This window comes from Parasynechococcus marenigrum WH 8102, from assembly GCF_000195975.1.
Classification (GTDB): domain Bacteria; phylum Cyanobacteriota; class Cyanobacteriia; order PCC-6307; family Cyanobiaceae; genus Parasynechococcus; species Parasynechococcus marisnigri.
The window spans coordinates 865228-889735 of the sequence record NC_005070.1 but is presented as its reverse complement, the minus strand read 5'-3'; the positions used below and the strand labels follow the sequence as shown (position 1 = coordinate 889735).

The following is a 24508-nucleotide window of genomic DNA, read 5'->3' as shown; positions in this document are numbered from 1 at the left end:
GTGTTGCCTGCAACACCGCACTTTCTATAGAAAGTTACTAGTAATTCACCTTGAAAGGTCAGTCCAGCGGGCGCCGGCCCTCCAGGGCCCGGCTGAGAGTGACCTCGTCGGCGTACTCCAGTTCACTCCCCATCGGCAGGCCATAGGCGATGCGGCTCACGGGACAAAACGGCTTGAGCAAACGAGCCAGATAAAGGCTGGTGGTGTCCCCCTCCACGCTGGGAGTCAGTGCCAGGATCACCTCAGTGATGTCCTCCTGATTGATCCTGGCCACCAGCGGGGTCACATGGAGCAATTCCGGGCCGATGCCATCCATCGGCGAGATCAAACCACCAAGAACGTGATACCGGCCTTGGAACTCTCGTGTGCGCTCCAGGGCCAGCAGGTCTCGGGAATCGGCCACCACACAGATCAAACCGTTGCGGCGCTCCGGGTTGCGGCAGATCTCGCATTCCGGATCGGCCGACAGATGAAAGCAGGTCTGGCATTGCCCCACTTGTGTGCGGGCCGCCAGCAGGGCATCAGCAAACTGGCGGATCTGCTCCTCTGGCTGGTTCAGCAGATGCAAAGCAAGCCGTTGCGCCGTGCGCGGGCCAATCCCTGGGAGCCTCTCAAACTGATCGATCAGCCGGGCCAACGGTCTTGTGAAGCCGCTCAGAGGTCTGCCGCCGATGGTGCGGACTCTAGGCAGAATGCACCGATCTGCTCCGCTTTTGATGCAGCTGCTCCGCTCCCTCTCCCGACTGCTCGTCTGCGGGATCCTGACGATGGCTTTGGGAGCATGTGCGGCTGGACCAACCGCAGGCCTGCAGTCGTATCAGAGCCCCGATGGTCGTTTCGCCTTCCTTTATCCCACCGGTTGGACCCAGGTGCAGGTAAGCAATGGACCGCGGGTGGTGTTTCACGACCTGATCCACGGCGATGAGACTGTGAGCCTGATGGTGAACAAGGTGGATGAGAACAACGACCTCACCGAACTGGGCAGTGCTGTTGCGGTGGGAGAGCGCCTACGCCGTGAGGTGATCGCCACCGCCGGCAGTGGCCGTACTGCTGAGCTGGTGGAAGCGCAGGAGCGCGAGATGAATGGCCATACCTTTTACGACCTGGAATACGCGGTGCACCTGGAAGACCGCGACCGCCACGAGCTGGCGACGGTGGTTGTGGATCGGGGCCGCCTCTACACCTTGGCCACCAGCGTCAACGAAGACCGCTGGGAGAAGGTGGATGACCTCTGCGGCCGTGTGGTGCGCTCGCTCAACCTGCTGGTTTGATCAATTCGGCCAGGTGGTTTCCAGGTAACTGATGCCACCGCGACTGAAGGGTCTCGCTTGCAATCGATGTGCATCGAGATCAGTGCAGATCAATCCCGTGGCTAGACCAGCCATCTGCAGCGGATTGAGGTCGGTTTGCACCTGCGTGCGCACGACGCCCAGCAACAGCGGCAGCTTCAAAAGATTCTGCGGCTGCCGCAAACGATTCGCCAAACCCTTCAACGCCAGTTGCTGCCGTTCCAGACGTCCGAAATCGCCATATCCGTCGTTACGCCAACGCAGAAATCCCTCCAACGCCTTGCCGCTCAACACCTGACGCCCTGGCTGCAGGTCAATCACCAGATCCTGGCTGCGATCCACGTAATACAGCCGTTTGGGCACGTCCACTTCAATGCCGCCCACCAAATTGGCCAGCAACGGCAACGTCTGAAGCGACACCACCACGTGATGGCGCACCGGCCGGTTCATCAGCCGCGTCAGCTCCCGCTCCACCGCCTCTGGTCCACCGCGCCTCAGCAATCCATTGATCTTCATCGCCCCGAATCCATCCGGGTTGATGTAACTGTCGCGGGGAATCTGCGTGATGCGCGTGCTGCCGGGCTTCACCTTCAACGTGAAGATCGTGTCGGTGTTGCTGCCACCCGCGTCCTGCCCCAGCACTACCACTTCGCCGATGCCAAGGCCCCACCAACCAGCCAGGGGATGACGCCGAGCCAACGGCACCGACACCAGCAATCCCACGGCCAGGCCCAAGCCGCACACCTGCCAAAGCGGGCGATGGCGCAAACTGGAGAGCAGCGCGGCCATTCCGTCACGCTAATCCCGTCTTGACGCGTTCTTAACCGAACAACCGTCGGGGGGTTCCCCTCCAACGCAACAGTTCAGACCAGCGGATCGCTGATCACCATCGACGCGCAGGGCAACTGACTGATCAACTTGCTGGTGCGATCGCTGCCGGGAATTGGCAGTCCGGCGACACGCCGGCGTTGGGTGCGCAGGATCACCAGGTCGTGGTCGCGGCTGAGGCGATGGATGGACCCATCTATGCCGGGCCCCCGCACGATCACGATGTGGAAGCGATCAGCGGGGATCCCGGCCGGTCGCCAGCGGATCAACTGTTCCTCCATCCACTGCCGATCCGATCCGCTGAAGCGGGGATCATGCACGTGCAGCAGCGTGATCCGGGTGCGTTGGTTCTCCGGGGCGCTGTTGATCACCCGCAGGGCCAATTCCACCTGCTCACGGGCACTGGCGGAGAGGTCCTTGATCGGCACCAGGATGCGATGCATTGCCGCATCGGCATGACGGCCAAGGTTCACCACCACAACAGGGCAGTGGGCTGTTCTGCACACGCCATCCACGATGTCGCCCATCAACCAGGCCCGCAGCTGGTCCTGGCGGCCGGCACCGATCAGCAGCAGATCCGCTGCCTGTTCCAGCGCCGTGCGGCTCATGCCACCGGCCACGTCCTCATCCAGCCGCAACAGCGTGCGGGTGGGCACCTGCAGATCGGCTCCGATCGACTCCGCCACCCTCAGCCGGGAGCGGGCCGCCGCCACCGCCCGGTTCAGACCGCCGCGCACCTCCTCCAAACTTGGGTTCACCATCGCCAGGGGCAGCAACAGACCGTCGCCACCGGCGGAGCCCCGCAGCAATCTTGAGGCCATGGTGATCAGCCCCTGCTCATTGCTGGGATTCGCCACGGGCACCACGATCCGTAGTGGCCGTTGCACCACTTCGCTGACCCCATCCAGAGCGGAAACCTCCTCCCCGAAGCTGGCGGGAAGCGTGCCCTGACGCGCCTCGTTCAGACGGGTGACCGAACGCTCCGTCAGGATCGGTCCGAGGGTGGCCGTCACCACCATCACCGCCAGCACCGCGTTGAGCACCGTCTGGTTGAGCAGCCCCGCCTGGAAGCCGATGAAGGCCGTGGCCAGGGTCGCCGCCACCTTGGGCATGGTCAGCGACCACATCATCAGGATCTGCGGGCGGCGGTAGCCGAACAATGCGCCGCTGATCCAGGAGGCCAGACCCTTGCCGCCGATGGCCCCCACCAGCATCAGACCGGTGAACTGGTAATTGCTGAGGCTGGCCCCGAGGCTGCCCACATCAAGCAGCAGACCCAGATCGATGAAGAAGATCGGGATGAACAGCACACCACCGACGAAAATCACCTGCTCCTTCACCCGTCCCTCAGGCAGCACCGAATTCACGGCGAGGCCGGCCAGGAAGGCACCGACAATTTTTTCCACCCCCGCCAACTCGGCCCCCAGGGACGCCAGGAACAGCGCCACCAGCACCGCCAGCACCATGCGGTTTTCGTCATTGATGCCGCGCAGCACCAGCCGTCGCCCCAGCCAGCGGATGCCCACCACCACCAGCACAGCGAACAGGCCGATCCTCAGCAACAACAGGCCCAGGCCAACTCCGCTGAGATCGCCTTGGCCGAGGCCCAGGCCCACCGCCAGCAGCAGCAACGCCACGATGTCGGTGAAGATCGTGCTGCCGACACTCACCACCACCGACTCATCCTTCTGAGCGCCGTAACTGCGGACGATCGGATAGCCCAGCGGCGTGTGGGTGGCCATCAGGGCCCCCAGCAACAGGCAGGAGACGGAGGCGAACCCGGCCAACAGGCCGATGCTGACGCCGGTACCCACACCGATCAGAAGGATCAACAGGCCATAGATGAAGGAGCGGCGTTTGACCCGGTTGAACTCCTCCAGATCAATTTCCAGCCCCATGGTGAACAGCAGGTACACCGCCCCCAGATCGGAGAGCAACCGCACTGTTTCGCTGCCGCTGTCCACCCAGTTGAGGGCGTGTGGTCCCACCACGACGCCCGCAACCAGCAACCCCACCAGGTCCGGCAAACCGATCCGGCGGATGAGGGGCGGCACCGCCGCACTGATCGCCACCAGCAGCGAAAACACGCCGAGGGGGTGATGCATCACCTGGCCGATGGAGGCCTGCATGGCCATGACAGTCGGGCCGATTGGCGACCCCAGCATGGTCAGCCGATGCGCCTCCTACAACGCCTGCTTCAGGAAGCGATAAGCCGTTCGCCGGCCTGCACCTGCCAGAGATTGGCGTAAACGCCACCGTGGGCCAGCAGCTGGTCATGGCGGCCCTGTTCCACGATCCGTCCCTGCTCCATCACCACAATCCGATCAGCGTGGCGCACCGTGCTCAGGCGATGGGCGATCACCACGGTGGTGCGGTTGCGGGTGATCTGGTCCAGTGAGCGCTGAATCGCCGCTTCGGTGTCGTTGTCAACGGCGGCCGTGGCCTCATCCAGCACCAGCACCGGGGCATCCTTGAGGATCGCCCGGGCCAGAGCGATGCGCTGACGCTGGCCACCGGAAAGGCGTTGGCCACGCTCGCCAACGAGGGTGTCGTAGCGATCCGGCAGCGCTTCGATGAAACCAGCGGCCTCCGCCAGACGGGCGGCCTGCTCGATAGCCAAAGGATCAGGGTTGGCAACGCTATAGGCGATGTTCTCAGCCACCGTGCCGTGGAAGAGGTAGACGTCCTGGCTCACCAGCGCGATCGCACCCCGCAGATCAGGAAGCTGCAGCTGTTCGATCGGACGACCGTCCAGAAGGATTCGCCCCCCCTGACGCTCATAGAGGCGCAGCAGCAGTTTCACCACGGTGCTCTTGCCGGAGCCGGTGGATCCGACGATGCCGACCGTTGCCCCGGACGGCACCACCAGATCGAAGCCCTGCAGCAGAGAAGCCCGCCCCGGGTAAGCGAAATCCACCTGCTCAAAGCGAATCTCTCCTCGCACCAGCCGTCGGTCCAGCGGGGTCTGGCCGCTGCGGATCGTGACTGGGGTGTCGATCAGATCCAACACCCGCTGGGTGGAGGCCATGGACCGCTGGTACTCATCAAGCGTGCGGCCGAGGGCCGTGAGCGGCCACAGCAGCCGCTGGGTGATGAACACCAGAACGCTGTAGGTGCCCACCGCCAACTGACCACTCAGAGCCTGGAAACCACCTACCAGCAGGATGGCCACGAAGGCGAAGAGAATGGCAAAACGGATTAGGGGAATGAAGGCCGCCGACAGGCGGATCGCCCGGCCGTTGCTCTCCAAATAGGCAAGGCTTTCCGCTTCAAGCCGTTGCGCTTCCAACGGCTCGGCGGTGAAGCTCTTGATCGTGAGCATGCCACCGAGGTTGTTGGCCAGGCGGGAGGCAAGGTCACCGGCGCGGGCTCGCACCTCGCGATAACGGGGGGCCAGTTGCCGTTGAAACCGCAGCGACCCCAGCAGAATGACGGGGATCGGCAGATAGGCGAACAGGGCCACCTCAGGAGCCACCACGGCCATGCCGATGCCCACGATCAGCACCGTGGTGATCAGTTGCAGGATCTGGTTGGCGCCACGATCGAGAAAGCGTTCCAGCTGGTTGATGTCATCGTTCAGCACCGCCATCAGGCGGCCGCTGCTGTCCTGCTCGAAAAAAGCCAGCTCCAGCCGTTGGAGGTGGTCGTAGGCCTCAAGCCGCAGGCGATGCTGGGTTGTCTGGGCCAGGTTGCGCCAGAGAACGTCGTACAAGTACTCGAACAGGGACTCCGCCGCCCAGATCACAAAGGTGAGCAGCGCCAGCACCCACAGCTGTTGGGAGACGCTCTGGATGCCGAAGCTCGCCAGCAGGGACTGCTGACCACGCACCACCACATCCACGGCCAAGCCGATCAAGGCCGGAGGAGCGAGGTCAAAGAGCTTGTTGAGCAGCGAACAGATCACCGCCGTGATCACAAGACGGCGCTGGGGCGCCAGATGACGCAGCAACCGAACCAGGGGCAAAGACCTTGTGCTGATGGCTCGATCCGTCACGGTTCTGAAGCTCCTGAAGGGCTGATAACGGGATCACAACAAACAAAACAACAGGGATCAGCACACATCGCTGACCCCTGCCGGAGATCGATCTTGAGCGTGTCGGAACGCTGCTCTGAAGTTCTCTCAGCCGCGATAACCGCCGCCACCGCCACCGCGAGGTCCGCCTGAACGCTCACGAGGCGTGGCCTTGCTGACGCGGATCATGCGGCCCATCCACTCAACCTCTTGAAGGTCGTCGATGGCTTTCTGTTCGTCTTCGTCGTTGACCATCTCGACAAACGCGAAGCCGCGCTTGCGTCCGGTCTCTCGATCCAGGGGCAGGCTGCAGTTCTTGACTTCGCCGTATTCACTGAAGAGATCGAACAGATGCTCCTGCTCCGCCTGGAACGAGAGATTGCCGATGTAGATGGTCATGGAGCGTGGAACCGTTGGATGTGCTCGGGTGCATGAACCGGTTCCGAAGCTCGGAGAAAGCCGGGGGTCAAGCCTGAACGTGATGACGTTACAGGGGAGTCGCACGAAACAACACAGGAAGCGGAAGGAAACCGAAAGAGTTCACGGCGGACCACTGAGCCAGCCCATTGTCATGAGATCACAACACAAGGAGGGGTATGGATGGACTGCATCTGCAAGCACTGCACTGGACGGACGACGGTGAGCTCTGTTCAACCGATCGCTGCGCTCTGCTGACAACGCTGATGGCCAGCAGCCTCCCTGAGGTTCAAATGGAGCTCATTGCCCTGATGGAGCGAACCCCAATGGATCTGGAGATGCTGACGCCCGATGTGAGCGTCTGCTGATCAGGAGTCGAGCGGGAAGCGCTGGGCTGCCTCTGTTTTACAAGTCTCACGGGCCTCGTTCAAATCCGCACCTTGGGACACCTGTTCGAGAAAACAATCGCAGGTGAACGTGCCCATCCCCTCAGGGGGGGTCAACCCAGCATTGGCCATGGCTGCCTCAAAGGCAGCCATGCAGAAGCGGCGGATGGTGTTCTCTTCAGCCGCGGCCGGGGCAGTTGCCACCGAGATGATCACGGCAAGGACAACGGCGGCGATCACGACGCCTGAGTGATCTGTAGCTCCCGGTTCATCACCCGAAGCCGCCGCAAGCTGTTAAAGACATCCTCCGGCATGCCTTTAGGCAGATCCACAAAGCTGTGGTTGTCGAAAATCTGAATCCGGCCGATCGCACGGCCCTGCAGACCGGTTTCTCCGGCGATGGCCCCGACAAGGTTTCCGGGCTTGACCCGATCACGGTGCCCAACCTCGACGCGGTAGCGCTGCATGTTCTCCTCCGGGGCACGGGCCGGACGATCGGAGCGGCGCTCTCTCCGTTCGCCGCCCCGATCACGGTCACGATCACGATCGCGGCGCTGGTTGTTGTGAATCCACTCGTCGTCGCCCTTCTGGCGCAGCAAAGGGTCTGGGCCGATGGCCATGCTGAGGGCGGCGTAGGCCAGTTGCTCAGGGCTGAGCTCCAGTTCCGTGCCGATGCGTTGCAACAGCTCTTTCAGCAGCGCCGCTTCTTCCTCATAGGACCGCTCGTTGTGGGCTGCTTCGCTGAGGCGTTTGTGCAAACGATCGAGTCGACCCTGGTTAATCGCGGAGTTGCCTGGCACCTCCATCGCCTCGATCGGCTGGCCTGTTGCCCGCTCAAGGTTGTTGATGAAGCGACGCTCGCGCGGGGTGACAAACAGCACGGCCTCCCCCGTGCGACCGGCCCGGCCGGTACGACCGATGCGGTGGACGTAGGCCTCGCTGTCGAACGGCATGTCGTAGTTGATCACCAACCCGATGCGATCAACATCCAGGCCCCGAGCGGCCACATCGGTGGCCACAAGGATGTCGACGGAACCACTGCGCAGCCGTTCCACCGTCCGCTCCCGCTGGTTCTGCGGCACATCACCGTTGAGCACGGCCACCTGATGCCCGCCCGCCTCAAGCGTCTCGGCCACGGTGAGGGTGATGGCCTTGGTGCGGGCAAAAATAATGACTCCTTCACCACCGCAGGCATCGAGCACCCGCTGCAGAGCCTCCAGCTTGTGGGGCATCGGCACGGTGATCGAACGCTGGCGAATCCGTTTGCCTTCCTGATCCTTGGTGCGGATCGTGACCTCGGCTGGATCCTTCAGATAGCGCTTCGACAGGCGACGGATCTCCGGTGGCATGGTCGCGGAGAACAGCACCACCTGCCGTTCCTGCGGCAGTTGCTCCAGGATCCACTCGACATCGTCGATGAAGCCCATCCGCAGCATTTCGTCGGCCTCATCCAGCACCAGGCTGCGTAGGCCGGAGGTGTCCAAGGTGCCCTGCCGCATGTGATCCATCACCCGGCCCGGTGTCCCCACCACAACGTCCACGCCACGGCGCAGGGTGTTGATCTGAGAACGGAAGTCGGTGCCCCCGTAAACCGCCAGCACCTTCAGATGCGGATGCCCAGCGGAATAGGCCTTGAACGAATCAGCCACCTGCATGGCCAGTTCGCGGGTGGGTGCCAGCACGAGGGCCTGCGGAGTTTTCTGGCCACTGGCGAGCCGTTCGAGCAATGGCAACGCGAAGGCCGCCGTTTTTCCGGTACCGGTCTGGGCCTGGCCCACCAGGTCACGCCCCAGCATCAATTCAGGGAAGGCCGCCTTCTGAATCGGTGAAGGCTCGCTGTACCCCTTATCCGCCAGCGTCTTCAGCAATGCCTCACTGAATCCGAAACCATCGAAACCCGATTCCGGTTGCTGGGCGTCGATCGTTGTGGTGAAGACGTCTGCAGAACCCTGCTCTGAAGTGGCCTGCTCAGGCAGCGAAGATGCGGACAGATCGACGGCGCACGGGGTCTCCCCGAGCTGTTGGTCATTCATGGTGGTAGGCCCTGGCCTGATTGATCTCTGAAATCAGGCTCACAACCTCCCGGCGACTGAGAAATCGCTCTCTGGTTGTGTTGCCTACGCTTCAAAGGTTGAATATTAACTTATCACCCGGCCGTAATCATCCTGCAGGCGTTCGATGTCGTCCTCCCGCAAATCATTGCCGTGTTGGACCTCGAGGATGACCAGGTCAGATTGGTCACTGCGGGCGCGATGGAGTGCACCACAGGGAATGGTGAGCATCACGCCGGCATTGGCCTCCAGCCAGCATTCACCACACAGCAGCGCACCATCTCCGGCCACCACCGTCCAGCTCTCACTGCGGTGGCGGTGACGCTGAAGTGACAGTTGCCGACCACGGCGAATCAGCAGTCGCTTCACCTTGTAACCGGGAGCGGCCAGGAGGTCTTCGTACCAGCCCCAGGGCCGTTCAACCCGCATCAGCGATCGACAGCAGTAATCAGATCCAGGCTGCCACGGGCCCGCGTGATGGCTGTGTACAGAAGACAGCTGTCGTACGCGATGTTGTCCTCCTGCAGCGGTGGCCACAGCACGGTGACCCGGTCAGCCTCGCTGCCCTGGGCCCGATGAATGGTGAGCGCCAGAGCCGGCTCCAGGGACGTCAACCGAGCTGGATGCAGCCGGCGGATCTGCGGCTGCCCATCCGCTGCCATCACGCGGAACAGCACCCGACTCTGCTCGCCGGATCCCAGCTTGACGCCGAGATCACCATTGGCGAGCCCCACCTCCGGCTGATTGCTACCACAGATCACCGGTACCCCCTCCGGCCAGTGCAACGGTTCCATCCAGCCCCCTCCACCCAAAAGCGATCGGTGCACGTCCTCAAGGCTCCAGGGTCCACGCCGGCGAGGGCAGAGCACCAAATCGTTCTCCAGTTCCAGCAGCAACTGACCCGCTGCGTCGTTCAGCTCAGACTCCGGCATCTCCACCAACCCCGTCGCCAGGGCTGAGAGGCGCTGATGGCGATCCCGCCAGCCATCCCGCACCGATGGCGGCAGCCGCCGCAGACTGGCCCGCTGGTGCTGAACGTTGGCCGTTGCCGGCAGCTGCTCCAGATCCCGCCTGAACGCTTCGATCCCCTGCTGACGCAGGGTCGTGGCCAACGCCGCCAGAGCACCGCGGTTGCGGTAGGTGTGCAACAGATGAACTGCTGCAGAACCAAAGCGCTCACGCACGGCGGGATCCTGCAACCGTTGCCAGACCGCACCACTCCCCACCGGAGGCAACTGCGCCGGGTCACCGACCAACAACAGCCGGCACGCATCCGGCAACGCCTCCAGCAGGGCGCTCATCAACTCCAGATCCACCATCGACATCTCATCAACCACCAGCAGATCAAGCTCCAGCGGTCGCTGACGATGGCGACGGAACCCATCCCCGGCGGCCTCCAGCCAGCGATGCAGGGTGAAACAGGGCAGCTCGTTCAACCCAGGCCGCACCGCATCCCCCAACCGACGCGCTGCTTTACCGGTGGGTGCCGCCAGCCCAATACGCAATGTGGGATGGCGCTGGCTCGCCCGCCGCAACAGCTCCACCACCGTGCTGGTCTTGCCCGTGCCCGGGCCACCGCTGAGCAGCACCACGGCGGCACCATCCATGGCCAACACCGCAGCCTGTTGCTCGGGATTGAGCGTGCTCGGGAGCTCTGGGGCCTCCTGAGGGGTAGGCAGGGATGGCGGCTGTCGCTCCAGCAGCTGCTCCACCACCCCCTCCATGGCTTCCAGCCAGCGCCGCCAGCCGATCCGCTCGCCCCGTTGCAGCAGCGGCGAGTCGTCCCCCTCCAACCAGCCACTGGCTTGAACCACCGCAGCCCGGTCCGGCGTGAGCGGCAGATCCAGCTCACCCCGCTCCAGCGCATCCACCAGGGCCTGGCTGAGCTCAGCCAGAGCAGCTCCCCCTTCAGCCGGCGGACAGCGGCGCACCAGGGCAGCGTGAACCGCTGTGGCAAAGGCCGGAGACCAGCTGCTGCTCATACCGCCACCTGCTGCAGCATCCGATCGAGGGCCAGGACCCGTTGCAATGGTGCCGGCTCCACGATGCGTCCTGGCCCTGTTTCTCCGGAGCTGCCAATGCTCTGACCGGGCATTCCCCGCAGAAAGACATAGACATAACCGCCGAGATGACGCTCCGGCACATAGCCGGGCAGTCGCCACTGCAGGTGCCGGTGCAGGGCCACCAGATACAGATGGGCCTGCAGGGGGTAGTGGTGATGCCGCATCTGCTCCTCCATCGCCACCTGGTCGTAGTGGCGTGGGCCGCAGCAGCTGGGGGAGCCGGGCTCGCCGCGTTCACCGATCCAGTTGCTTTTCCAGTCCGCCACCCACCAGCGAGCCTGCAGGGGATCGGCAGCATCGCTGAACACCAGGTCAATCGATCCGGTCAGAAAACCGCGGCTGTTCACCTGCAGGCTGCTGAGCTGATCGATGTAATCGCGGCCAAAGCGAGCCTCTGGATCCAGTCGAAACGCCTCGACGAGGTCATCCGTGCGGGCGTGACGCACCGGCAGATCAAAGCTGAGCTCATGCAAGCGGCGATCCGGCGTTAAGGCGCTGAGGGGCAGGGCCGCCAGTGGTCCCCCCAACGGGGTGTCCAGCACCTGCTGCAGCCCTTGTTCCACCGCCTCGCGCCAGTCCAGGGACAGTCCTGATCGCTGCAGTTCCTGCTCGATCACATGGCCCCAATCACCGGAGCACTGGAAGGGCAGTTGCTCGAGCATGCGGTGCAGGCAATCCCCGGCCGCAGCACCCCGGGGGAAGTCCGCCAAAGGCCCCCGATCCGGCCACTCCTCAAGACCTGCTGCTGTGACCTCCTCAGCCTCTGGATCCTGATCACGCCCCTGCTCCAACAACGCTTCCGCCGCCGGCGCGGCGATCCAGGCGGAGTAGCTGGAACGTCCCCAGCTGCGATCGATCCTCTGCGGCGTGGCTCCGATCGCCAACGTCTCCTGGCGATGGGGCGGTCGCCAGCGTTGCTGACCAACCTCCGGCTTCAGCGGTCGATGGCTGAGAGGCAGATCCCGCAGCGTGTCCGCGTCGCCTTCGAACAGCCAGTGCTGCAGCACCGACTGCTGGGGCGCGCAGCGGGCCCAGAGCAGCAGCAGCTGCGAGCGAGCGCGGGTGACGGCGACGTAAGCCAACCGCTCGGCTTCCGCCACCTGTTCGGCATGGCTGCGCTGCCAGACCGTCCAGCCGAGGCCCCAATCACGGTTCAAGGCGATCCGCCAACCTCCTGCCGCGCCATCCCGCCACAGGGGGCCGGTGACGTAACGCGCCTCCTTGGCACCAGCCCAGAGGTAGGGGCAGATCACCAGAGGAAATTCCAGACCCTTGCTGCGGTGAACCGTCACCACCGCCACAGCGCTCTCCGCCAGGTCGCTGTGGGGTTCGCGGGCCGGTGGCAGTGGACTGGGGGGATGCAGCCGTTGCCGCCGCAACCACAGGGCAGCAGCGGCCAGATCCAGACCCTGACGGTGCATCTCCTCCTGCACCAAGCGGGCTGCCTGCTGCAGATCTCCCAGCATCCGCCCCTCGTCGGACAGACCAGCCGTACGTTCAGCGTCCAGCAGCCCAGACAGGCAACCCAGCAGCCCCAGCCGCGGCAACTGATCCGCCGCCTGGCGTAAACGCTGAGCCAGGGCATCGAGCTGCGGATCCTGGGCCTCACAACGCAGTTGGTCGGCACTCCACCCCACCAAGGGAGAGGCGGCCAGCAGCCGCAGGCGACGGTCATCCGCCGGCGCCGCAAGGGCATCCAGCAAGTGTTGCATCATAAGGGCAGCGTCGCTGTCCAGCACGTCTCCCTGGGCCACCAGGCGTGTGGGCACACCTCGCTCCGCCAGGGCCCGCCGCAGATCGGCCGCCTGGTCGTGCCTGCTCACCAGGATGCAGAGCTGATCGGGGCTCAGTGCCGGTTGTTCGATCAGCAGTTGCATCACCACCTCAGCAACAGCTGGCGGCACCGCCGCTTCGATGGCGGTCTTCCCCGCCGGAAGGTCCTGCTCGAACTGCAGCAGCTGCAGGGGCTGCTGTCCCTCGGGAAGAACCGCCGCTGACCGTGCGGTGCGGGCATGAACCGCCGGAACCTCCAGCCTTGACTCCGGCAATCCCGGCGCCATCAAGGCATTGAGCCCCGCCATCAACGGTGGTGTGGTGCGGTAGTTGTCCTCCAACGTGTCGATCCGGCTCACCAGTCCACGCGCCCGCCGGTAGGTGTCCAGATCACCACCGCGGAAGCGATAGATCGCCTGCTTGGGATCCCCCACCAGCAACAGCAGGTGCGAGCCGCCTCCAAAACTGCGTTGCAGCAGCCGCCACTGCACCGGATCGGTGTCCTGAAATTCATCCACCATCACGGCGCGATAACGCTGCTGCAACGGCTCCAACCAGGAGGCCTCAGCATCACCTGGGTCCATGGCCGTCAGCAGGCCAGCAAAGCTGACCGTGCCGCTCCGCTGCCGTCGTCGCTGAAGCTGCTGCAATCCCCGTTGCAGGGCATAGCGCCACACCCGTTCGATCGGACCATCCCAGAGATCGGCGATGGCCTGTTGCAATTCAGGAGCAGCCAGGGATGGCTCCTGCTCGCCGCACTTGCGCGCCGTTCGGCACCAGACGCCTGGGTGGAAGTAGTCGTGCAGCGGTTTCTGCTGCGCCCGGATCGTGCTGAGATCTGGGGTGTCGTGTTGGGCCGCGACCCAGCGATCCACCTGACCGAAACGATCACTGGTTGGTTTAGGGCTGTAGGGCGACGGTTTGAATCCCATCGCCTTCCACTGCTTCGCCGTTGCCCGGAAGCACTGCTCAAGGCCCTCGCCATCACGCGTCCAGAACTGCACAAACCGCTCCCAGCTCAGCTGAAGCGAAACCTCCAGCTGCGCCCCCAGAGGCTGGTTGGGATCAAAGTCATCGCCATCCGTCTGCAGCCAAGCCTGGGGATCAGCATCGAGACGCAGCAGCGCAGCCGCCAGCCCATCGGCGGTCAGGCCGGCCCGAACCAATCCCTGCAACTGCGGCAGGGGGAGGGTCAACAGTTGCTGTTGCCAGAGCTCCTGCACCACTTCCTGCACGAGTGCCGTGGCATCGGTCTCCAGCTGCTGCTGCATGGCCGCACCACTGTTGATCGCCTGACGCCGCAGGCTGCGGCTGCAGAAGCCATGGATGGTGGTGATGTCGGCGGCATCGAGTTGTTCGAGGGCCATCAGCACACGGCTGATCCAGTCACGCCGGGACTGACCCTGCGGGGCCTGCTGCCACCACTGCTGCAGCACCGAATCCGCCTTCGGCAGGGCATCACCGCGTGCAACGGCCTCAAGCCCCGCCAGTGCATCCTGCAGACGCTGACCGATGCGGGAGCGCAATTCCGCTGCCGCCGCATCCGTGAAGGTCACCACCAGGAGACTGGGCAAGGGCATGGCGGCCTCGCTGATCAGTCGCAAGGTCAGATGCGCTAAGGCAAAGGTCTTGCCGGTGCCGGCGCTCGCCTCCAACAGCCGCAGACCGGGGTCGAGGGGATAGCGATTGGGGTCAAAGCGCATGGCGCTGCCCTCCGGCCATGGTCATCGACGAGCGATCCAACACCGATCCGGCAACGCAATTGACACTGTTTTTGAGCTGGGTCACAACAAGGGTGCCGAACCTCATCGTCATGGCACGCCAGCTCACGTCCATCGGATTGTTGGGAGCCGCAATCGTTGCGTTGTACGGCTTTGCCCTGATCAACAGTTTCAAGGGCTGACCCTTAGTGCGCGTCCTGTTTCTCTGCACCGGCAATTACTTCCGCAGTCGTTTCTCGCAAGCGCTGCTCCAGCAGCTGATCGAGATCAACCAGGCGACGGGGGGCCTGCAGGTTGATTCTGCTGGGCTGAAGGTGGATCCCAGCAGTGGCAACGTCGGTCCAATGGCGCCTGAGGCGATCAGCGCCCTGCAGAACCGTGGTGTGACCATCGATCCAGGTAGCCTCTCCGCACCAAAACAGGTCACGGAGGCTGACCTGGACGCTGCGGATGTGGTGGTGGCCGTTGATGAGGCGGCCCATCGCCCGATGGTGCTGCAGCAGTTCCCCGCCTGGGAGAACAGGATCCGCTTCTGGACGGTCAAAGACCTCGGTGAGGAGGACGGCGTCGATCCGATCGCTCAGCTTGAGCACCGGGTGCAGCAGCTGTTCGATGAACTGAAACCCGGATAAACAACCCTGTGCAGAGTTCCTGACCGTGTCAGGGAACGCGGTCGCCACCACGGCACGGTTGAAACCATCTCCATACGGTGGACAAGAAAGGCAGGTCGCTGGCCCGTTGTGGCAGTGAACCTGCCTTGTTTTCAGTGCACCAAGGCCTGCAGCATCGGTTTGTAGAGCAACGCACATGCCTGCTCGAAGCCCTGGCTCTGCAACAGCTGGTCAGCCTCAGCATCGGCGCCGAAGCACAGCCGCTGCTGGGGGTCCTGGCGCTCCCGGATCCAGCCGTCTTGAAAAGCGGCGACGCCGCTGCCGGCCTTGTAGTGATCCCTGCTCATCAACAGCCAGCCACTTCTGGGGGGAACCGGCCAGCACTGATGCTGCCCCTGCTGAGCCAACCGCTGCAGCGTCAGCAGCTGGGCCTGGGCCACCGCAGGTTCGAGACGTCCCCAACGCACATGGGGCTTGGCGTCATCGCCCTTGTCTGCCCGAGCGATGACGGCGCTCCCGCCGAAGACAGCATCGTCTGCGCAGAGCCTTAGATGCTGCAACCAGCCCCGCATCAGACCACGGGGGGTGAAACGACCGGGCTGAACCACCACCTGAATGTCGCCGGCCATCAGCAGCGTTCCCTGGCGGCTGCAACGTCCGAGCCGGTCCAGCTGCAGCTGCAACGCCTGGAGTCGATGGCTGAGGATTCCCTCCTCCAGCTGAGCCCCTGCTGCGGGGGGAAACACCCCCTGGCCCGCCAACGTCTCGCACCATGCCGGCGTCTCGGCCGCCAGCAGGTGATCCTCCAGATCCTGATTCAACACCTGGGCCTGCAGCAGGCTGCTGAGCGTCAGGGCCTCGAGATCCTCCACAGGATCCACCCGCTCAGCTGGGTGGAGGCCCAGCTGCCGCAGCCAGGCTGACTGAGGGTCCACCAGCCACTGCAACAGCTCCTCATCGCTGCGTGGGTCGATCGTGACCTCAGGGTCCGGCGCACTCCAGTGCAGCGGCCAGGCCAGGCCGGCCGTCGCAGCATGGCTCTGATGCTGGTCCAGCCAGCGTCGCGCCGCCAGTTGGCGGCGATCACAGCTGAGGGGCTGGCCATGGCCGGCAACCTGAAAGTTGCTGCGATCCAGTGGGTTGGGATCCGGCTCGATGCACAGCCCCGCGCTGGCCTCAGTGCCCAGCTGCCTTGTCAGGTCCTGCAACCACTGTTCCACCGGAGCAGCAGCCGGCCGAGGCTCACCGGTGTGTTCATTGCGGCCGCACCAACTGATCAGCAGATGACGCCGCGCGGACATCAGCGCCTCCAGCAGCACATAACGGTCCTGATCACCCCCGCGCGGGTCGCCGAGCCAGCGGCGCTGCTCCAACAGATGGAACCCAGGCCGTTGATCCACACGGGGGAACACCCCGTCGTCGAGACCCATCAGCACAATCACCTTGTGGGGGATCGCCCGCATCGGCTCCAGCGCACTCACCGTGAGCGCACCACTGCGATGCCCGAAGCGGCCACTGTCCACCGACAGGGCCTCCGCCAGCACCTCAGCTGCCACCGCCACCTCGAGCTCCAGCGAGCAGGAGGCTGCCCGTTGCTGCCATTCCGCCAGGGCCGCAGACCAACCCTGACGCTCCCAGCTCCAGGCACCGCCGTCAGCGAAGAGATCCTCCAGCACGGCCTGCAGCAACTCCACCCAGGCCGTCGAGGTCCGTGGTCGTCGCAGCTGCTGCAACCAGCGCACCAGCCGATCCAGAACGCTCCACCAGCGCACCAGCCGCTGCGGATCGAGATCCTGATGAAACGGGGCCGCCCCGCCGGGTGCCAGGCCATCCCGTTGCGGCAGCGCCAGACCCAGCAACCAACGATCCAGACACCAACTGAGGCTGTGGGTCTCATCACCGCCCCGCTCCCGGGCATCGAGCCCCCAGCGGAAGCCCGTGCGCTGCAGGCAGCGGGTCAAGGCAGACGCCTCAGTACCGCTGAGCCCCTGTTGCGTCTGTAGGGCGGGATTGGCCAACAACCGTTCCAGCCCAGTGGCGGTCAGGCGACCTGACGCCAGGTCCAGCAACTCCAGCATCACCATCGTCAGGCCAGGGGTGCTCTGCTGGCTTCGATCGGTGAGACGCCAGGGCAGATCCACTCCAATCGCATCACGGTCGTTGAGCACAGAGCTCAGGAGTGGGGCATAACGGTCGATCTGCGGGGTCATCACCAACACATCCCGAGGCTCAAGCTCTGGATCCGCCGCCAGCCACTGCAACACCTGATCGCGCACCAGTTGCACCTCCCGCCACGGCCCTGGAGCGGCCTGGAACAACAAGGAGCGGTCGTCAAGATCTCGATCGAGAGATTCACGGCAGCCCGGTTCCACCAGCTGCTGCTGCAACTGCTCCAGCAACGTGGCGGAGCGACCTTCCCCCTCAGCAATGCGGACGGGATCGGCAAACAGATCCCCCTCGCGCACCTCCCCCAGCTGACTGTCGCCACTGCCCTCCAGCAGCTGCTGGAACTCGGCCCCCATCCGTCCGAGCATGGCCTCCAATCGCGGTGCCTGCTGTAACCAGCCCCCATCGGGGGGCTCTGTCCAGGTTGCTCCCAGCTGCTCACGGCGATTGCCGCAGCGCTGCCAGAGATCGCGGCAGGGGGTGAGCAGATACACCTGAACGTCGGTGCTGCCTGAGAGGGCCTGGATCAGTTCCACCTGCACCGGCGCCAGGGCACTGATCCCGAACAGACGGATCACCTTTGGCAGCACCTGGGGGTCCACGGCGCCGGAGCGCAGCCGCTCCACAGCGGACTGCACCTGCAAGCCGAACGGTTGGCGATGCAGAGACGCCGCCAGCTGCCTGGCCAGCCACGGTTGCCAGTCCGTTTCTGCGGATGCAGCACGGCTGCCCTGGCTCTGAATCCAGCTGTGCAAGGTTTCGGGCCGATACAGCGCGTAGTCGTCGAAGGCATCGGCGATGGCGCGAGCCAGCTGCCAACGATCCCGGCTCAGCCCCGAAGCATCACCACCATCTCGTTGCTGCAACCAGAGCTGCAGCGGTCGGGCAACGGGCTGCTCCAACAGGGCCGGCATCTGCTCCAGCACAGCCCAGACCAGGGAGGTGGCCCGCCAGGGGTCCTGCTCCTGATCGGGGAGGTCGAGCACCCGTCGCACCAGCTGCCGCAAACGACTGCCGGGGAAGGGAAAGCGCACCAGCGAACTGATGCCATTAGCCGTGGCGAGCTGCTCGCCAAGCCAGCGGCTGGTGGGCCAGGTGTTCACCAACACCTCCACCGTCTCGAAGGGGTCCGGTCGCTCCTCCAGCAACTGACGGGCCAGCAAGGTGGCCAGGAATTCAGCCCGATTGCTGCGGTAAAGCGTCAGCAACGGGTCTGGTCTCCACTCATCACGGCTGGGACCCGTTCCAGATCGACGGGTCGTGGGAACGGCTCCTGGCTGCGCGGGCCCTGCACCTGCACCACCGCATCGGTTTCCGGGCAGTAGGCCGAGAGCAGGCCGCCGTACACCGCTCCGGTATCGATCAGAACAATGCGCTGATGGCGTTCAACCGCAGGGCGCGGCGTGTGGCCAATCACAACGCGGCCATGGCGACCGTCATAGGTCTCCCAGAACGGCTCGCGTATGAACAGATCCGGTTCACCGGCACTGTTGAACCCGGCATGGGTCGCGCACCAACCGTCAGCGAGATACAGCAGCGGCAGTTGGTTGAGTCGATGCGCCCACTGTCGGGTCAGGGCTGGTTGTGAGCCCTCGCCATCCTCCGAAAGAGCATCGATCAGAGCCTGTTCGTGATTGCCCCTCAACCAGGTCGCCCGTCCACAACAGACCAGATCCCAGACCAGATGCATGCTGGCCTCGATACGACCACAACGGCTAACCACATCTCCACAGAACACCAGATGGTCCTGGCAGGGCAGGACCGTCAATAGGGCAAGCAGGGAGGCATGGCATCCGTGCACGTCACCAATCACCCAATGGAGCAGAGGCGGGGCTTGCACGAGATCAGCGTGAGTCGTGGGAAGTCTGATCAACAGCTCTGGTGCTGTCAGAACAGACCGAGAAATTTGCGACGGGGTTTGTCGTCGACGGATTCCTGGCGGTACCGGGGTTTGGCATCCCCCACCGTCACAAGGGGATCGTTGCTCTTGAACCAGATCCAGTCCCGGATCGGCGGAGTTTCCATCAGATCGCGCCGGGTCAGCCCAAGGCCGAGCTTGGCGGAGGCACCCAGCAGAATTTCCACCATCGCCTCCCCATCAGCACAGGTAGCAAGCGCTTTGTTGGTTTTTTCAGCACCATCGAGGGCCTGCACCAGCAGGGCAATCCTCTGACTCACCGGAAGTGATCGCCGATTCATGCGGCGGTGCTGGCCAGGGCATCGGGAATTGCTGCGGAAGGAGCCTCGAAGCTTCCCTCGAGGACGTACTCCAATCGCAACTTCAGGAAAGTGATGAAGGTGGGATCGGTGGACACCACGGCGGCAGCCGGTTTGGGCAGCTGGCTGTTGATGGCGCTCAGCTCGTTGGTTTCCAGAAAGGCGGGCTGACGCACCAACCAGAAATCAATGGCTTTGCTGTTCTCCTCATAGTTGCGCCGACGTTCCCGCAGCACTTCTTCCAACGGTTCTTCAACGGTCAGAAACCGCTCGCTGGCAGCAACGAAGTGATAATCAGTCATCCGAGCGCGTGTCCGAACAGGGGATCCAGGCGGGGATTCTGGATCAAGGCCTTCATCTCGCGCACCGCTTGTTGCAGACCGACGGCAACCGCACGGGCCACGATCGTGTGGCCGATGTTCAATTCCTCCATCCCAGGAATCGCAGCAATCGGTTCCACGTTCTGATAGGTGAGTCCATGGCCTGCGTTGACGCGAAGGCCGAGATGGCGTGCTGTGGCAGCCCCCTCCGTGATGCGCGCCAGCTGACCGGGCTGATCGGCCCAGGATGCATCGGCGTAGGTCCCGGTGTGCAGTTCCACCCAGTGAGCCCCGCTGTTGCGGCAGGCCTCCAGTTGGGTGGTTTCAGCATCAACGAACAGGCTCACGGGGATGCCTCGCTGCTGCAGCCGCTCCACCATTGGTGTCAGCCCGCTTAACTGCGCAGCTACATCCAGCCCTCCCTCGGTAGTGACCTCTTCCCGCTTTTCCGGCACAAGGGTGACCATGTCTGGCTCAACGGCCAGGGCGATCTCCACCATCTCCTGCGTCGCTGCCATCTCCAGATTCAGTCGGGAGCGCACCGTCTGACGCAGCAGCTGCACATCACGGTCCTGGATGTGGCGGCGATCCTCCCGCAGATGAACCGTGATGCCATCGGCACCACCGAGTTCGGCGAGCATGGCGAAGGGCACAGGATCTGGTTCCACCGTCCGGCGTGCCTGCCGAATGTTGGCGATGTGGTCGATGTTGACCCCGAGGCTGGCCATACCAACGTCTGTCTGAGCCGATCCTATGCAGGGCGGACTTGGCTTTAGGTTCGCTGCGCTCAAATGCGCTTTCAGCTGTTGTCAGCTGCCCTGGCGAACCGTGAATCCGCACTGCAGGTGGGCATCGACCCTCGCTGGGCCCCCCTGGCGATGCTGGTCACTCAGGACATCGCACTGAAGCTGCAATTTCGTGAGCGATTGGTGCTGAATCCGCAACATTTGCCCCACAGCGGCCCTGTGGTGCTGGCCCCCACCCACCGGGCCCGCTGGGATGCCCTGATGCTGCCGATGGCAGCGGGACGACGGGTCACCGGTCGGGATTGCCGCTTCATGGTGACGACCACCGAGATGCGCGGCCTGCAGGGTTGGTTCTTGCAGCGACTCGGCTGTTTTCCGGTGAATCAGCGGCGCCCATCACTGACCACCCTGCGGCTGGCCATTGATCTGCTGACGGCTGGCCAGCAACTCGTGGTTTTCCCGGAGGGACAAATCCAACGCACGGATCGACCGATCCGGCTGCATCAGGGGCTCGTTCGTCTGGTGCAGCTGGCCGAGCGGCAGGGGCTGAGCGTTCCCGTGGTCCCCGTTGGCATCGGCTACGGCCAGAGGCCACCTCGGCCATTCAGCAGGGCAGCGCTCTGCTTCGGCGAACCGATGAACGTTCCCACAACGGGTGGACGGGAGTCCGGATTGCGGTTCAATCAGGACCTCGCCCACGCAATGCATACGGCTGAACAAGCGGCCCGTGCAGCAGTGGGCAGACCTTTGTACTCCTTATAAAGTCCGAATCTTCAAACTTCTTTGCCCCATGGGTTGTCGTTCCTTGCTCTCCGCCATGGCCCTGGTGGCGAGTCTGGGCCTGGCTGGCCTGCCGGTGGTGGCTCAAGAGGCAGCATCCAGCGATCGCGTTCTGGCCCAGAAGGCGGATGGATTCAATCCAGCGGCTGTGCAGGCGATGATCAACCGGGGTGATGCCGCCGCTGCAGCCGGAGATCTCACCAAGGCGCGCCAGGAATACGACAATGCCCGCAAGGCGTCCAAGCAGCTGCTGGCCTTCTACCGAGACCTGAGCGGTGCCTTCCGCGGACTCGATGCCCGCATCCCCCGCGAAATGGACACCAAGGGTCGCGAGGCCCTCGGACTGCTGGCGGAAGCGGATCTGCGCCTTGCCGCGCTGTTCCGTCGTCAGAATCAGCCGGAAATTGCCGTTCCTGTGCTGGTGGAGGTCGTCAAGCTGATGACTCCAGCACAGCCCCAGGGCCGCAAGGCTTACCAGAGCCTGCTGGAACTCGGCTTCGTCGACACCGAATTCAAAGGAGCTGCTCCAGCCGGCAGCTGACATCAGCGAACCCCTTCTGTCAGCATCGCTCCGTTCAGGTCTTCAATTCCCATGGTTCAGCCGGACGCCGTTGAAGCCGCCATTCAGCGTTCCATCCCCGATGCCAAGGTGACCGTAGAGGACCTCACCGGAGGCGGTGATCATCTTCAGGTGAGTGTGGTGTCTGTGGCCTTCCAGGGTCTGTCCAGGATCCGCCAGCATCAGTTGGTCTACGGAGCACTGCAACAGGAACTGGCCAGCGAAGCGATCCATGCCCTGGCCCTCACCACCGCCACCCCGACAGATTCCCCCAGCCCCTGACATTTCCCATGGACGACTCCACCCGCTCCCGCATTGAGGCCCTGATCAGCTCAAGCACCATCTTTGTGTTCATGAAGGGCAGCAAGTTGATGCCCCAGTGCGGCTTCTCGAACAACGTGGTTCAGATTCTCCACTCCCTGGGCGTCAGCTTCGAAACCTTTGATGTGCTCTCCGATATGGAAATCCGTCAGGGCATCAAAGACTTCTCCAGCTGGCCGACGATTCCTCAGGTTTATGTCAACGGAGAGTTCATCGGCGGCTCCGACATCTTGATCGAGATGTACAACGCCGGTGAATTGAAGGAAAAGCTCGAGATTGCCCTCGCCAGCTGATCAATAACTATGTGGCCGTCGCAGATACAGGGTGCTGACGTCCCCATCGGGTCCAATGAAGCTGGAGGGATCCATGATCCAGCGGTCGATCAATTGCTCCAACCTGTGCTGCTGGCTGGAATCCAGGCTGCCGCAGCGACGCAGGGCATGAAGATAGCCGTCGGCGTACAACCTCAGCTCAGACGGTGAGTGATAGCGGGTTGTCAGCTCCTGGCAGGCATCACACAGGGACTGGAAATGGCGGATGGATTCCGGATCGTCAAGAGACGTCATCGGTTGAGAAGACAGCTGCCTCTGCTACCAGCGGTACAGAATTTTCCGCTTAGCGTAGTGGCGCGTTGATCAAATCAGTGACCTCCACACCACGCGACCTGACAGTTGAACCCAGCGCCCCCAGCGCTGATCCGCTGATCCTGCCCCAGTCCGGCACCGGACAGGAGCCATCACGCGTTCTTGTCGTGGAGCCGCACCCCACTCTGCGGACTGTTCTGGTGCAGCGCCTGCGTCAGGACGGGCACCTCACAGCCGCAGTAGGCAGAGCCTCCGAAGCTCTCGAGGTCTGTCAGGATCAATCGCCTGATCTTCTGGTCAGCGCCGAAATTCTTGAACAGGGTTCCGCCCTGCGCCTGGCCGATCAATTGCGCTGCCCCGTCATCGTGCTGACTGCTCGAAGCGGAGCAGATCCGGTGGTGGGACTGCTGGACGACGGTGCCGATGACGTGCTTCGCAAACCTTTCGGGCTGGAAGAGCTGGCGGCCCGCTGCCGCACCCTGCTCAAGCGGGGGCACAACGGCCTGCAGGAGCGAGTCACGGTAGGACCACTGGAGGTTCACCTGCTTCTGCGGCAGGTCACCTTGCGAGACCAGCCTGTGGAACTGAGCCCCAGGGAATTCGCCCTGCTCTGTGCCCTGCTGATGCCGCCCGGCCTGGTGCGCAGCCGCCAGGAACTGCTTCGGATGGCCTGGCCGCCCTTCAGCGGTGGCCCACGTTCAGTCGACACACAGGTGCTGACCCTGCGCCGCAAACTTGAGCAGGCAGGGCTTGGTGAAGGCGGCGGCATCACCACGGTGCGTCAGCGGGGCTACCGATTCAGCCTGGATACCCTGCCGGCAAGTTGATCCAGTGCTGACTGAAAGCAATCGCACCTGCCAGTTCAGCCAGCACCATTAACAGCGCCAGTCCAAGCAGAACTTGATAGGTCCAGGGCGGTGTCAACCGGCCGATGCCGGCTGTTGACACAGTTGAGCGCTCGCTGAGCACTGCCAGGAAACGATCGAAGCGCTCGATGCGCTGGGGCAGAAGCTGGTGGCGGAGATCCGTTGCCTTCAGGTAATAGACCGTGCCCCCTTGACTGGTGCCAACGGGCACCAGTGCGCGTATGTCCTGCCATGGCATGGACCAACCGCGGCGCAACAGCCAACGGATCCAGGCCGGATATCGCACCTGAATACCCGCGGCGTCGGTTTCCACCTGCTCGCTGAGCAGCCCCAGCACCAGGATCAGGCCAAACAACAGTGCGGCTACCATCCACCACCGCAACTCCTGTGGAGCCAACAGCGGCAGGGGTAGAACCAGCGCCACATACAAACTGAGTAACGTGGTGCGAATCAGCGGCGACAGAGCGAAGCGTTCAACACCGGAACTGGAAACCATCAGCGATCCTCCGCTGAACCCGGACGGGGCTCAAGTTGTTCAGACGGGACATAGGCGCCACCGAACACCTCCGCTTCCCGACCCTTCCAAAACGCGCCAAGCCGCATCAGATCGGCATGGGCCTCCTGAATGGTGGCGATGTATTCCTCATGATCCATCGAGTCCTTGGCCTCCTTCAGCTTTTGCAAACGCAGCATCTGAAGGTTCCAGGGCTTGGTGAACTCACCGCGTTGTTCCAGATAACGGGCAAGCTGCTCAGAGCTGGGTTGGGGATCGGAGGCCATGGATCCTCAGCAGATGAG

Annotated in this window: 27 protein-coding genes; 9 read left to right on the top strand and 18 right to left on the bottom strand. The window is 63.6% G+C overall.

Annotated elements, in window-relative coordinates:
* Positions 1-58: 58 nt before the first annotated feature.
* On the bottom strand, positions 59-637 hold the full coding sequence (gene recR / locus TX72_RS04605) for a recombination mediator RecR (RefSeq protein ID WP_011127793.1): 579 nt from the start codon (positions 635-637) through the stop codon (positions 59-61).
* A gap of 79 nt (positions 638-716) precedes the next feature.
* Here recR and psbP point away from each other — a divergent pair, with 79 nt between their 5' ends.
* On the top strand, positions 717-1271 hold the full coding sequence (gene psbP / locus TX72_RS04600) for a photosystem II reaction center PsbP (RefSeq protein ID WP_225867741.1): 555 nt from the start codon (positions 717-719) through the stop codon (positions 1269-1271).
* On the opposite strand, the gene TX72_RS04595 is transcribed toward psbP, so the two are convergent.
* The 4 genes from TX72_RS04595 to rbp form a co-directional block, all read right to left on the bottom strand.
* Positions 1272-2078, bottom strand: coding sequence for an LCP family protein (locus tag TX72_RS04595; RefSeq protein ID WP_011127791.1), 807 nt, complete (start codon positions 2076-2078; stop codon positions 1272-1274).
* 74 nt (positions 2079-2152) lie between these two features.
* Positions 2153-4282, bottom strand: a complete 2130-nt coding sequence (locus TX72_RS04590) for a cation:proton antiporter domain-containing protein (RefSeq protein ID WP_011127790.1) — start codon at positions 4280-4282, stop codon at positions 2153-2155.
* Positions 4283-4314: 32 nt separating this feature from the next.
* Positions 4315-6111 (bottom strand): ABC transporter ATP-binding protein, encoded by a 1797-nt coding sequence (locus TX72_RS04585; RefSeq protein WP_011127789.1) that lies wholly within the window; start codon positions 6109-6111, stop codon positions 4315-4317.
* Between the two features lie 126 nt (positions 6112-6237).
* On the bottom strand, positions 6238-6528 hold the full coding sequence (gene rbp, locus TX72_RS04580) for an RNA-binding regulator (protein WP_011127788.1): 291 nt from the start codon (positions 6526-6528) through the stop codon (positions 6238-6240).
* 197 nt (positions 6529-6725) lie between these two features.
* Between rbp and TX72_RS04575 the strand changes: the two genes are divergently transcribed.
* Complete coding sequence (locus TX72_RS04575; RefSeq protein WP_011127787.1) at positions 6726-6914, top strand: DUF8633 family putative protein; 189 nt, start codon at positions 6726-6728, stop codon at positions 6912-6914.
* Here the strand turns inward: TX72_RS04575 and TX72_RS04570 are convergent, their stop codons facing one another.
* From TX72_RS04570 to TX72_RS04550, 5 genes are all read right to left on the bottom strand, one after another.
* A complete protein-coding gene (locus tag TX72_RS04570; RefSeq protein ID WP_011127786.1) occupies positions 6915-7172 on the bottom strand; it encodes a hypothetical protein in 258 nt (85 codons plus the stop codon). It abuts the gene before it with no gap.
* The gene (locus tag TX72_RS04565) at positions 7169-8965 is read right to left on the bottom strand and encodes a DEAD/DEAH box helicase (RefSeq protein ID WP_011127785.1); all 1797 of its coding nucleotides are present in this window, start codon (positions 8963-8965) and stop codon (positions 7169-7171) included. Before TX72_RS04565 ends, TX72_RS04570 begins: the two co-directional genes overlap by 4 nt.
* A 105-nt stretch (positions 8966-9070) precedes the next feature.
* Entirely contained in the window at positions 9071-9412 is a 342-nt protein-coding gene (locus TX72_RS04560) for a phosphomannose isomerase type II C-terminal cupin domain (RefSeq protein ID WP_011127784.1), read from the bottom strand.
* Positions 9412-10965: an ATP-dependent DNA helicase gene (locus TX72_RS04555; protein ID WP_011127783.1), complete on the bottom strand. Its 1554-nt coding sequence runs from the start codon at positions 10963-10965 to the stop codon at positions 9412-9414. The genes TX72_RS04560 and TX72_RS04555 overlap by 1 nt, the downstream gene beginning before the upstream one ends.
* Positions 10962-14522: a UvrD-helicase domain-containing protein gene (locus TX72_RS04550; RefSeq protein WP_011127782.1), complete on the bottom strand. Its 3561-nt coding sequence runs from the start codon at positions 14520-14522 to the stop codon at positions 10962-10964. Before TX72_RS04550 ends, TX72_RS04555 begins: the two co-directional genes overlap by 4 nt.
* Positions 14523-14539: 17 nt before the next feature.
* Here TX72_RS04550 and TX72_RS04545 point away from each other — a divergent pair, with 17 nt between their 5' ends.
* Positions 14540-14722: a hypothetical protein gene (locus tag TX72_RS04545; protein ID WP_042503254.1), complete on the top strand. Its 183-nt coding sequence runs from the start codon at positions 14540-14542 to the stop codon at positions 14720-14722.
* A gap of 6 nt (positions 14723-14728) precedes the next feature.
* The gene (locus TX72_RS04540) at positions 14729-15172 is read left to right on the top strand and encodes an arsenate-mycothiol transferase ArsC (RefSeq protein ID WP_011127780.1); all 444 of its coding nucleotides are present in this window, start codon (positions 14729-14731) and stop codon (positions 15170-15172) included.
* 131 nt (positions 15173-15303) lie between these two features.
* On the opposite strand, the gene TX72_RS04535 is transcribed toward TX72_RS04540, so the two are convergent.
* Genes TX72_RS04535 through TX72_RS04515 form a run of 5 tightly spaced genes read right to left on the bottom strand, consistent with a single transcriptional unit; the run spans position 15304 to position 20582 of the window.
* A complete protein-coding gene (locus TX72_RS04535; protein WP_011127779.1) occupies positions 15304-18525 on the bottom strand; it encodes an exodeoxyribonuclease V subunit gamma in 3222 nt (1073 codons plus the stop codon).
* A complete protein-coding gene (locus TX72_RS04530) occupies positions 18519-19157 on the bottom strand; it encodes a metallophosphoesterase (RefSeq protein WP_011127778.1) in 639 nt (212 codons plus the stop codon). The genes TX72_RS04535 and TX72_RS04530 overlap by 7 nt, the downstream gene beginning before the upstream one ends.
* A 47-nt stretch (positions 19158-19204) precedes the next feature.
* Positions 19205-19516, bottom strand: a complete 312-nt coding sequence (locus TX72_RS04525; RefSeq protein ID WP_011127777.1) for a hypothetical protein — start codon at positions 19514-19516, stop codon at positions 19205-19207.
* On the bottom strand, positions 19513-19836 hold the full coding sequence (locus TX72_RS04520) for an MgPME-cyclase complex family protein (protein ID WP_011127776.1): 324 nt from the start codon (positions 19834-19836) through the stop codon (positions 19513-19515). The genes TX72_RS04525 and TX72_RS04520 overlap by 4 nt, the downstream gene beginning before the upstream one ends.
* Positions 19833-20582, bottom strand: coding sequence for a pyridoxine 5'-phosphate synthase (locus TX72_RS04515; protein WP_011127775.1), 750 nt, complete (start codon positions 20580-20582; stop codon positions 19833-19835). The genes TX72_RS04520 and TX72_RS04515 overlap by 4 nt, the downstream gene beginning before the upstream one ends.
* A gap of 63 nt (positions 20583-20645) precedes the next feature.
* Between TX72_RS04515 and TX72_RS04510 the strand changes: the two genes are divergently transcribed.
* The 4 genes from TX72_RS04510 to grxD are packed head-to-tail and all read left to right on the top strand — an operon-like array spanning position 20646 to position 22553.
* Positions 20646-21362 (top strand): lysophospholipid acyltransferase family protein, encoded by a 717-nt coding sequence (locus tag TX72_RS04510; protein WP_011127774.1) that lies wholly within the window; start codon positions 20646-20648, stop codon positions 21360-21362.
* Positions 21363-21390: 28 nt separating this feature from the next.
* Complete coding sequence (locus TX72_RS04505; protein ID WP_011127773.1) at positions 21391-21921, top strand: hypothetical protein; 531 nt, start codon at positions 21391-21393, stop codon at positions 21919-21921.
* A gap of 51 nt (positions 21922-21972) precedes the next feature.
* The gene (locus TX72_RS04500; RefSeq protein WP_011127772.1) at positions 21973-22221 is read left to right on the top strand and encodes a BolA family protein; all 249 of its coding nucleotides are present in this window, start codon (positions 21973-21975) and stop codon (positions 22219-22221) included.
* Positions 22222-22229: 8 nt separating this feature from the next.
* Positions 22230-22553, top strand: a complete 324-nt coding sequence (grxD, locus tag TX72_RS04495; RefSeq protein ID WP_011127771.1) for a Grx4 family monothiol glutaredoxin — start codon at positions 22230-22232, stop codon at positions 22551-22553.
* Here grxD and TX72_RS04490 read toward each other — a convergent pair whose 3' ends face one another.
* The gene (locus TX72_RS04490; protein ID WP_011127770.1) at positions 22554-22826 is read right to left on the bottom strand and encodes a DUF6761 family protein; all 273 of its coding nucleotides are present in this window, start codon (positions 22824-22826) and stop codon (positions 22554-22556) included.
* Positions 22827-22903: 77 nt separating this feature from the next.
* Between TX72_RS04490 and TX72_RS04485 the strand changes: the two genes are divergently transcribed.
* Positions 22904-23671: a response regulator transcription factor gene (locus TX72_RS04485; protein WP_011127769.1), complete on the top strand. Its 768-nt coding sequence runs from the start codon at positions 22904-22906 to the stop codon at positions 23669-23671.
* On the opposite strand, the gene TX72_RS04480 is transcribed toward TX72_RS04485, so the two are convergent.
* Together TX72_RS04480 and TX72_RS04475 are read right to left on the bottom strand one after the other, a co-directional pair.
* Entirely contained in the window at positions 23643-24206 is a 564-nt protein-coding gene (locus tag TX72_RS04480) for a hypothetical protein (RefSeq protein ID WP_011127768.1), read from the bottom strand. The two genes, TX72_RS04485 and TX72_RS04480, sit on opposite strands and share 29 nt — an antisense overlap.
* Positions 24206-24490, bottom strand: a complete 285-nt coding sequence (locus TX72_RS04475) for a hypothetical protein (protein ID WP_011127767.1) — start codon at positions 24488-24490, stop codon at positions 24206-24208. The genes TX72_RS04480 and TX72_RS04475 overlap by 1 nt, the downstream gene beginning before the upstream one ends.
* Positions 24491-24508: the final 18 nt, after the last annotated feature.

What these genes read in the sequence shown, in the direction of transcription:
- TX72_RS04565 (WP_011127785.1), bottom strand. Translation starts at nt 8,965, where the DNA reads ATGAATGACCAACAGCTCGGGGAGACCCCGTGCGCCGTCGATCTGTCC.
- TX72_RS04515 (WP_011127775.1), bottom strand. Translation starts at nt 20,582, where the DNA reads ATGGCCAGCCTCGGGGTCAACATCGACCACATCGCCAACATTCGGCAG.
- TX72_RS04500 (WP_011127772.1), top strand. Translation starts at nt 21,973, where the DNA reads ATGGTTCAGCCGGACGCCGTTGAAGCCGCCATTCAGCGTTCCATCCCC.
- TX72_RS04550 (WP_011127782.1), bottom strand. Translation starts at nt 14,522, where the DNA reads ATGCGCTTTGACCCCAATCGCTATCCCCTCGACCCCGGTCTGCGGCTG.
- psbP (WP_225867741.1), top strand. Translation starts at nt 717, where the DNA reads ATGCAGCTGCTCCGCTCCCTCTCCCGACTGCTCGTCTGCGGGATCCTG.
- TX72_RS04505 (WP_011127773.1), top strand. Translation starts at nt 21,391, where the DNA reads ATGGGTTGTCGTTCCTTGCTCTCCGCCATGGCCCTGGTGGCGAGTCTG.
- TX72_RS04525 (WP_011127777.1), bottom strand. Translation starts at nt 19,516, where the DNA reads ATGAATCGGCGATCACTTCCGGTGAGTCAGAGGATTGCCCTGCTGGTG.
- rbp (WP_011127788.1), bottom strand. Translation starts at nt 6,528, where the DNA reads ATGACCATCTACATCGGCAATCTCTCGTTCCAGGCGGAGCAGGAGCAT.
- TX72_RS04590 (WP_011127790.1), bottom strand. Translation starts at nt 4,282, where the DNA reads ATGCTGGGGTCGCCAATCGGCCCGACTGTCATGGCCATGCAGGCCTCC.
- TX72_RS04490 (WP_011127770.1), bottom strand. Translation starts at nt 22,826, where the DNA reads ATGACGTCTCTTGACGATCCGGAATCCATCCGCCATTTCCAGTCCCTG.
- TX72_RS04480 (WP_011127768.1), bottom strand. Translation starts at nt 24,206, where the DNA reads ATGGTTTCCAGTTCCGGTGTTGAACGCTTCGCTCTGTCGCCGCTGATT.
- TX72_RS04545 (WP_042503254.1), top strand. Translation starts at nt 14,540, where the DNA reads ATGGTCATCGACGAGCGATCCAACACCGATCCGGCAACGCAATTGACA.
- TX72_RS04560 (WP_011127784.1), bottom strand. Translation starts at nt 9,412, where the DNA reads ATGCGGGTTGAACGGCCCTGGGGCTGGTACGAAGACCTCCTGGCCGCT.
- grxD (WP_011127771.1), top strand. Translation starts at nt 22,230, where the DNA reads ATGGACGACTCCACCCGCTCCCGCATTGAGGCCCTGATCAGCTCAAGC.
- TX72_RS04595 (WP_011127791.1), bottom strand. Translation starts at nt 2,078, where the DNA reads ATGGCCGCGCTGCTCTCCAGTTTGCGCCATCGCCCGCTTTGGCAGGTG.
- TX72_RS04555 (WP_011127783.1), bottom strand. Translation starts at nt 10,965, where the DNA reads ATGAGCAGCAGCTGGTCTCCGGCCTTTGCCACAGCGGTTCACGCTGCC.
- TX72_RS04475 (WP_011127767.1), bottom strand. Translation starts at nt 24,490, where the DNA reads ATGGCCTCCGATCCCCAACCCAGCTCTGAGCAGCTTGCCCGTTATCTG.
- TX72_RS04520 (WP_011127776.1), bottom strand. Translation starts at nt 19,836, where the DNA reads ATGACTGATTATCACTTCGTTGCTGCCAGCGAGCGGTTTCTGACCGTT.
- TX72_RS04510 (WP_011127774.1), top strand. Translation starts at nt 20,646, where the DNA reads ATGCGCTTTCAGCTGTTGTCAGCTGCCCTGGCGAACCGTGAATCCGCA.
- TX72_RS04575 (WP_011127787.1), top strand. Translation starts at nt 6,726, where the DNA reads ATGGATGGACTGCATCTGCAAGCACTGCACTGGACGGACGACGGTGAG.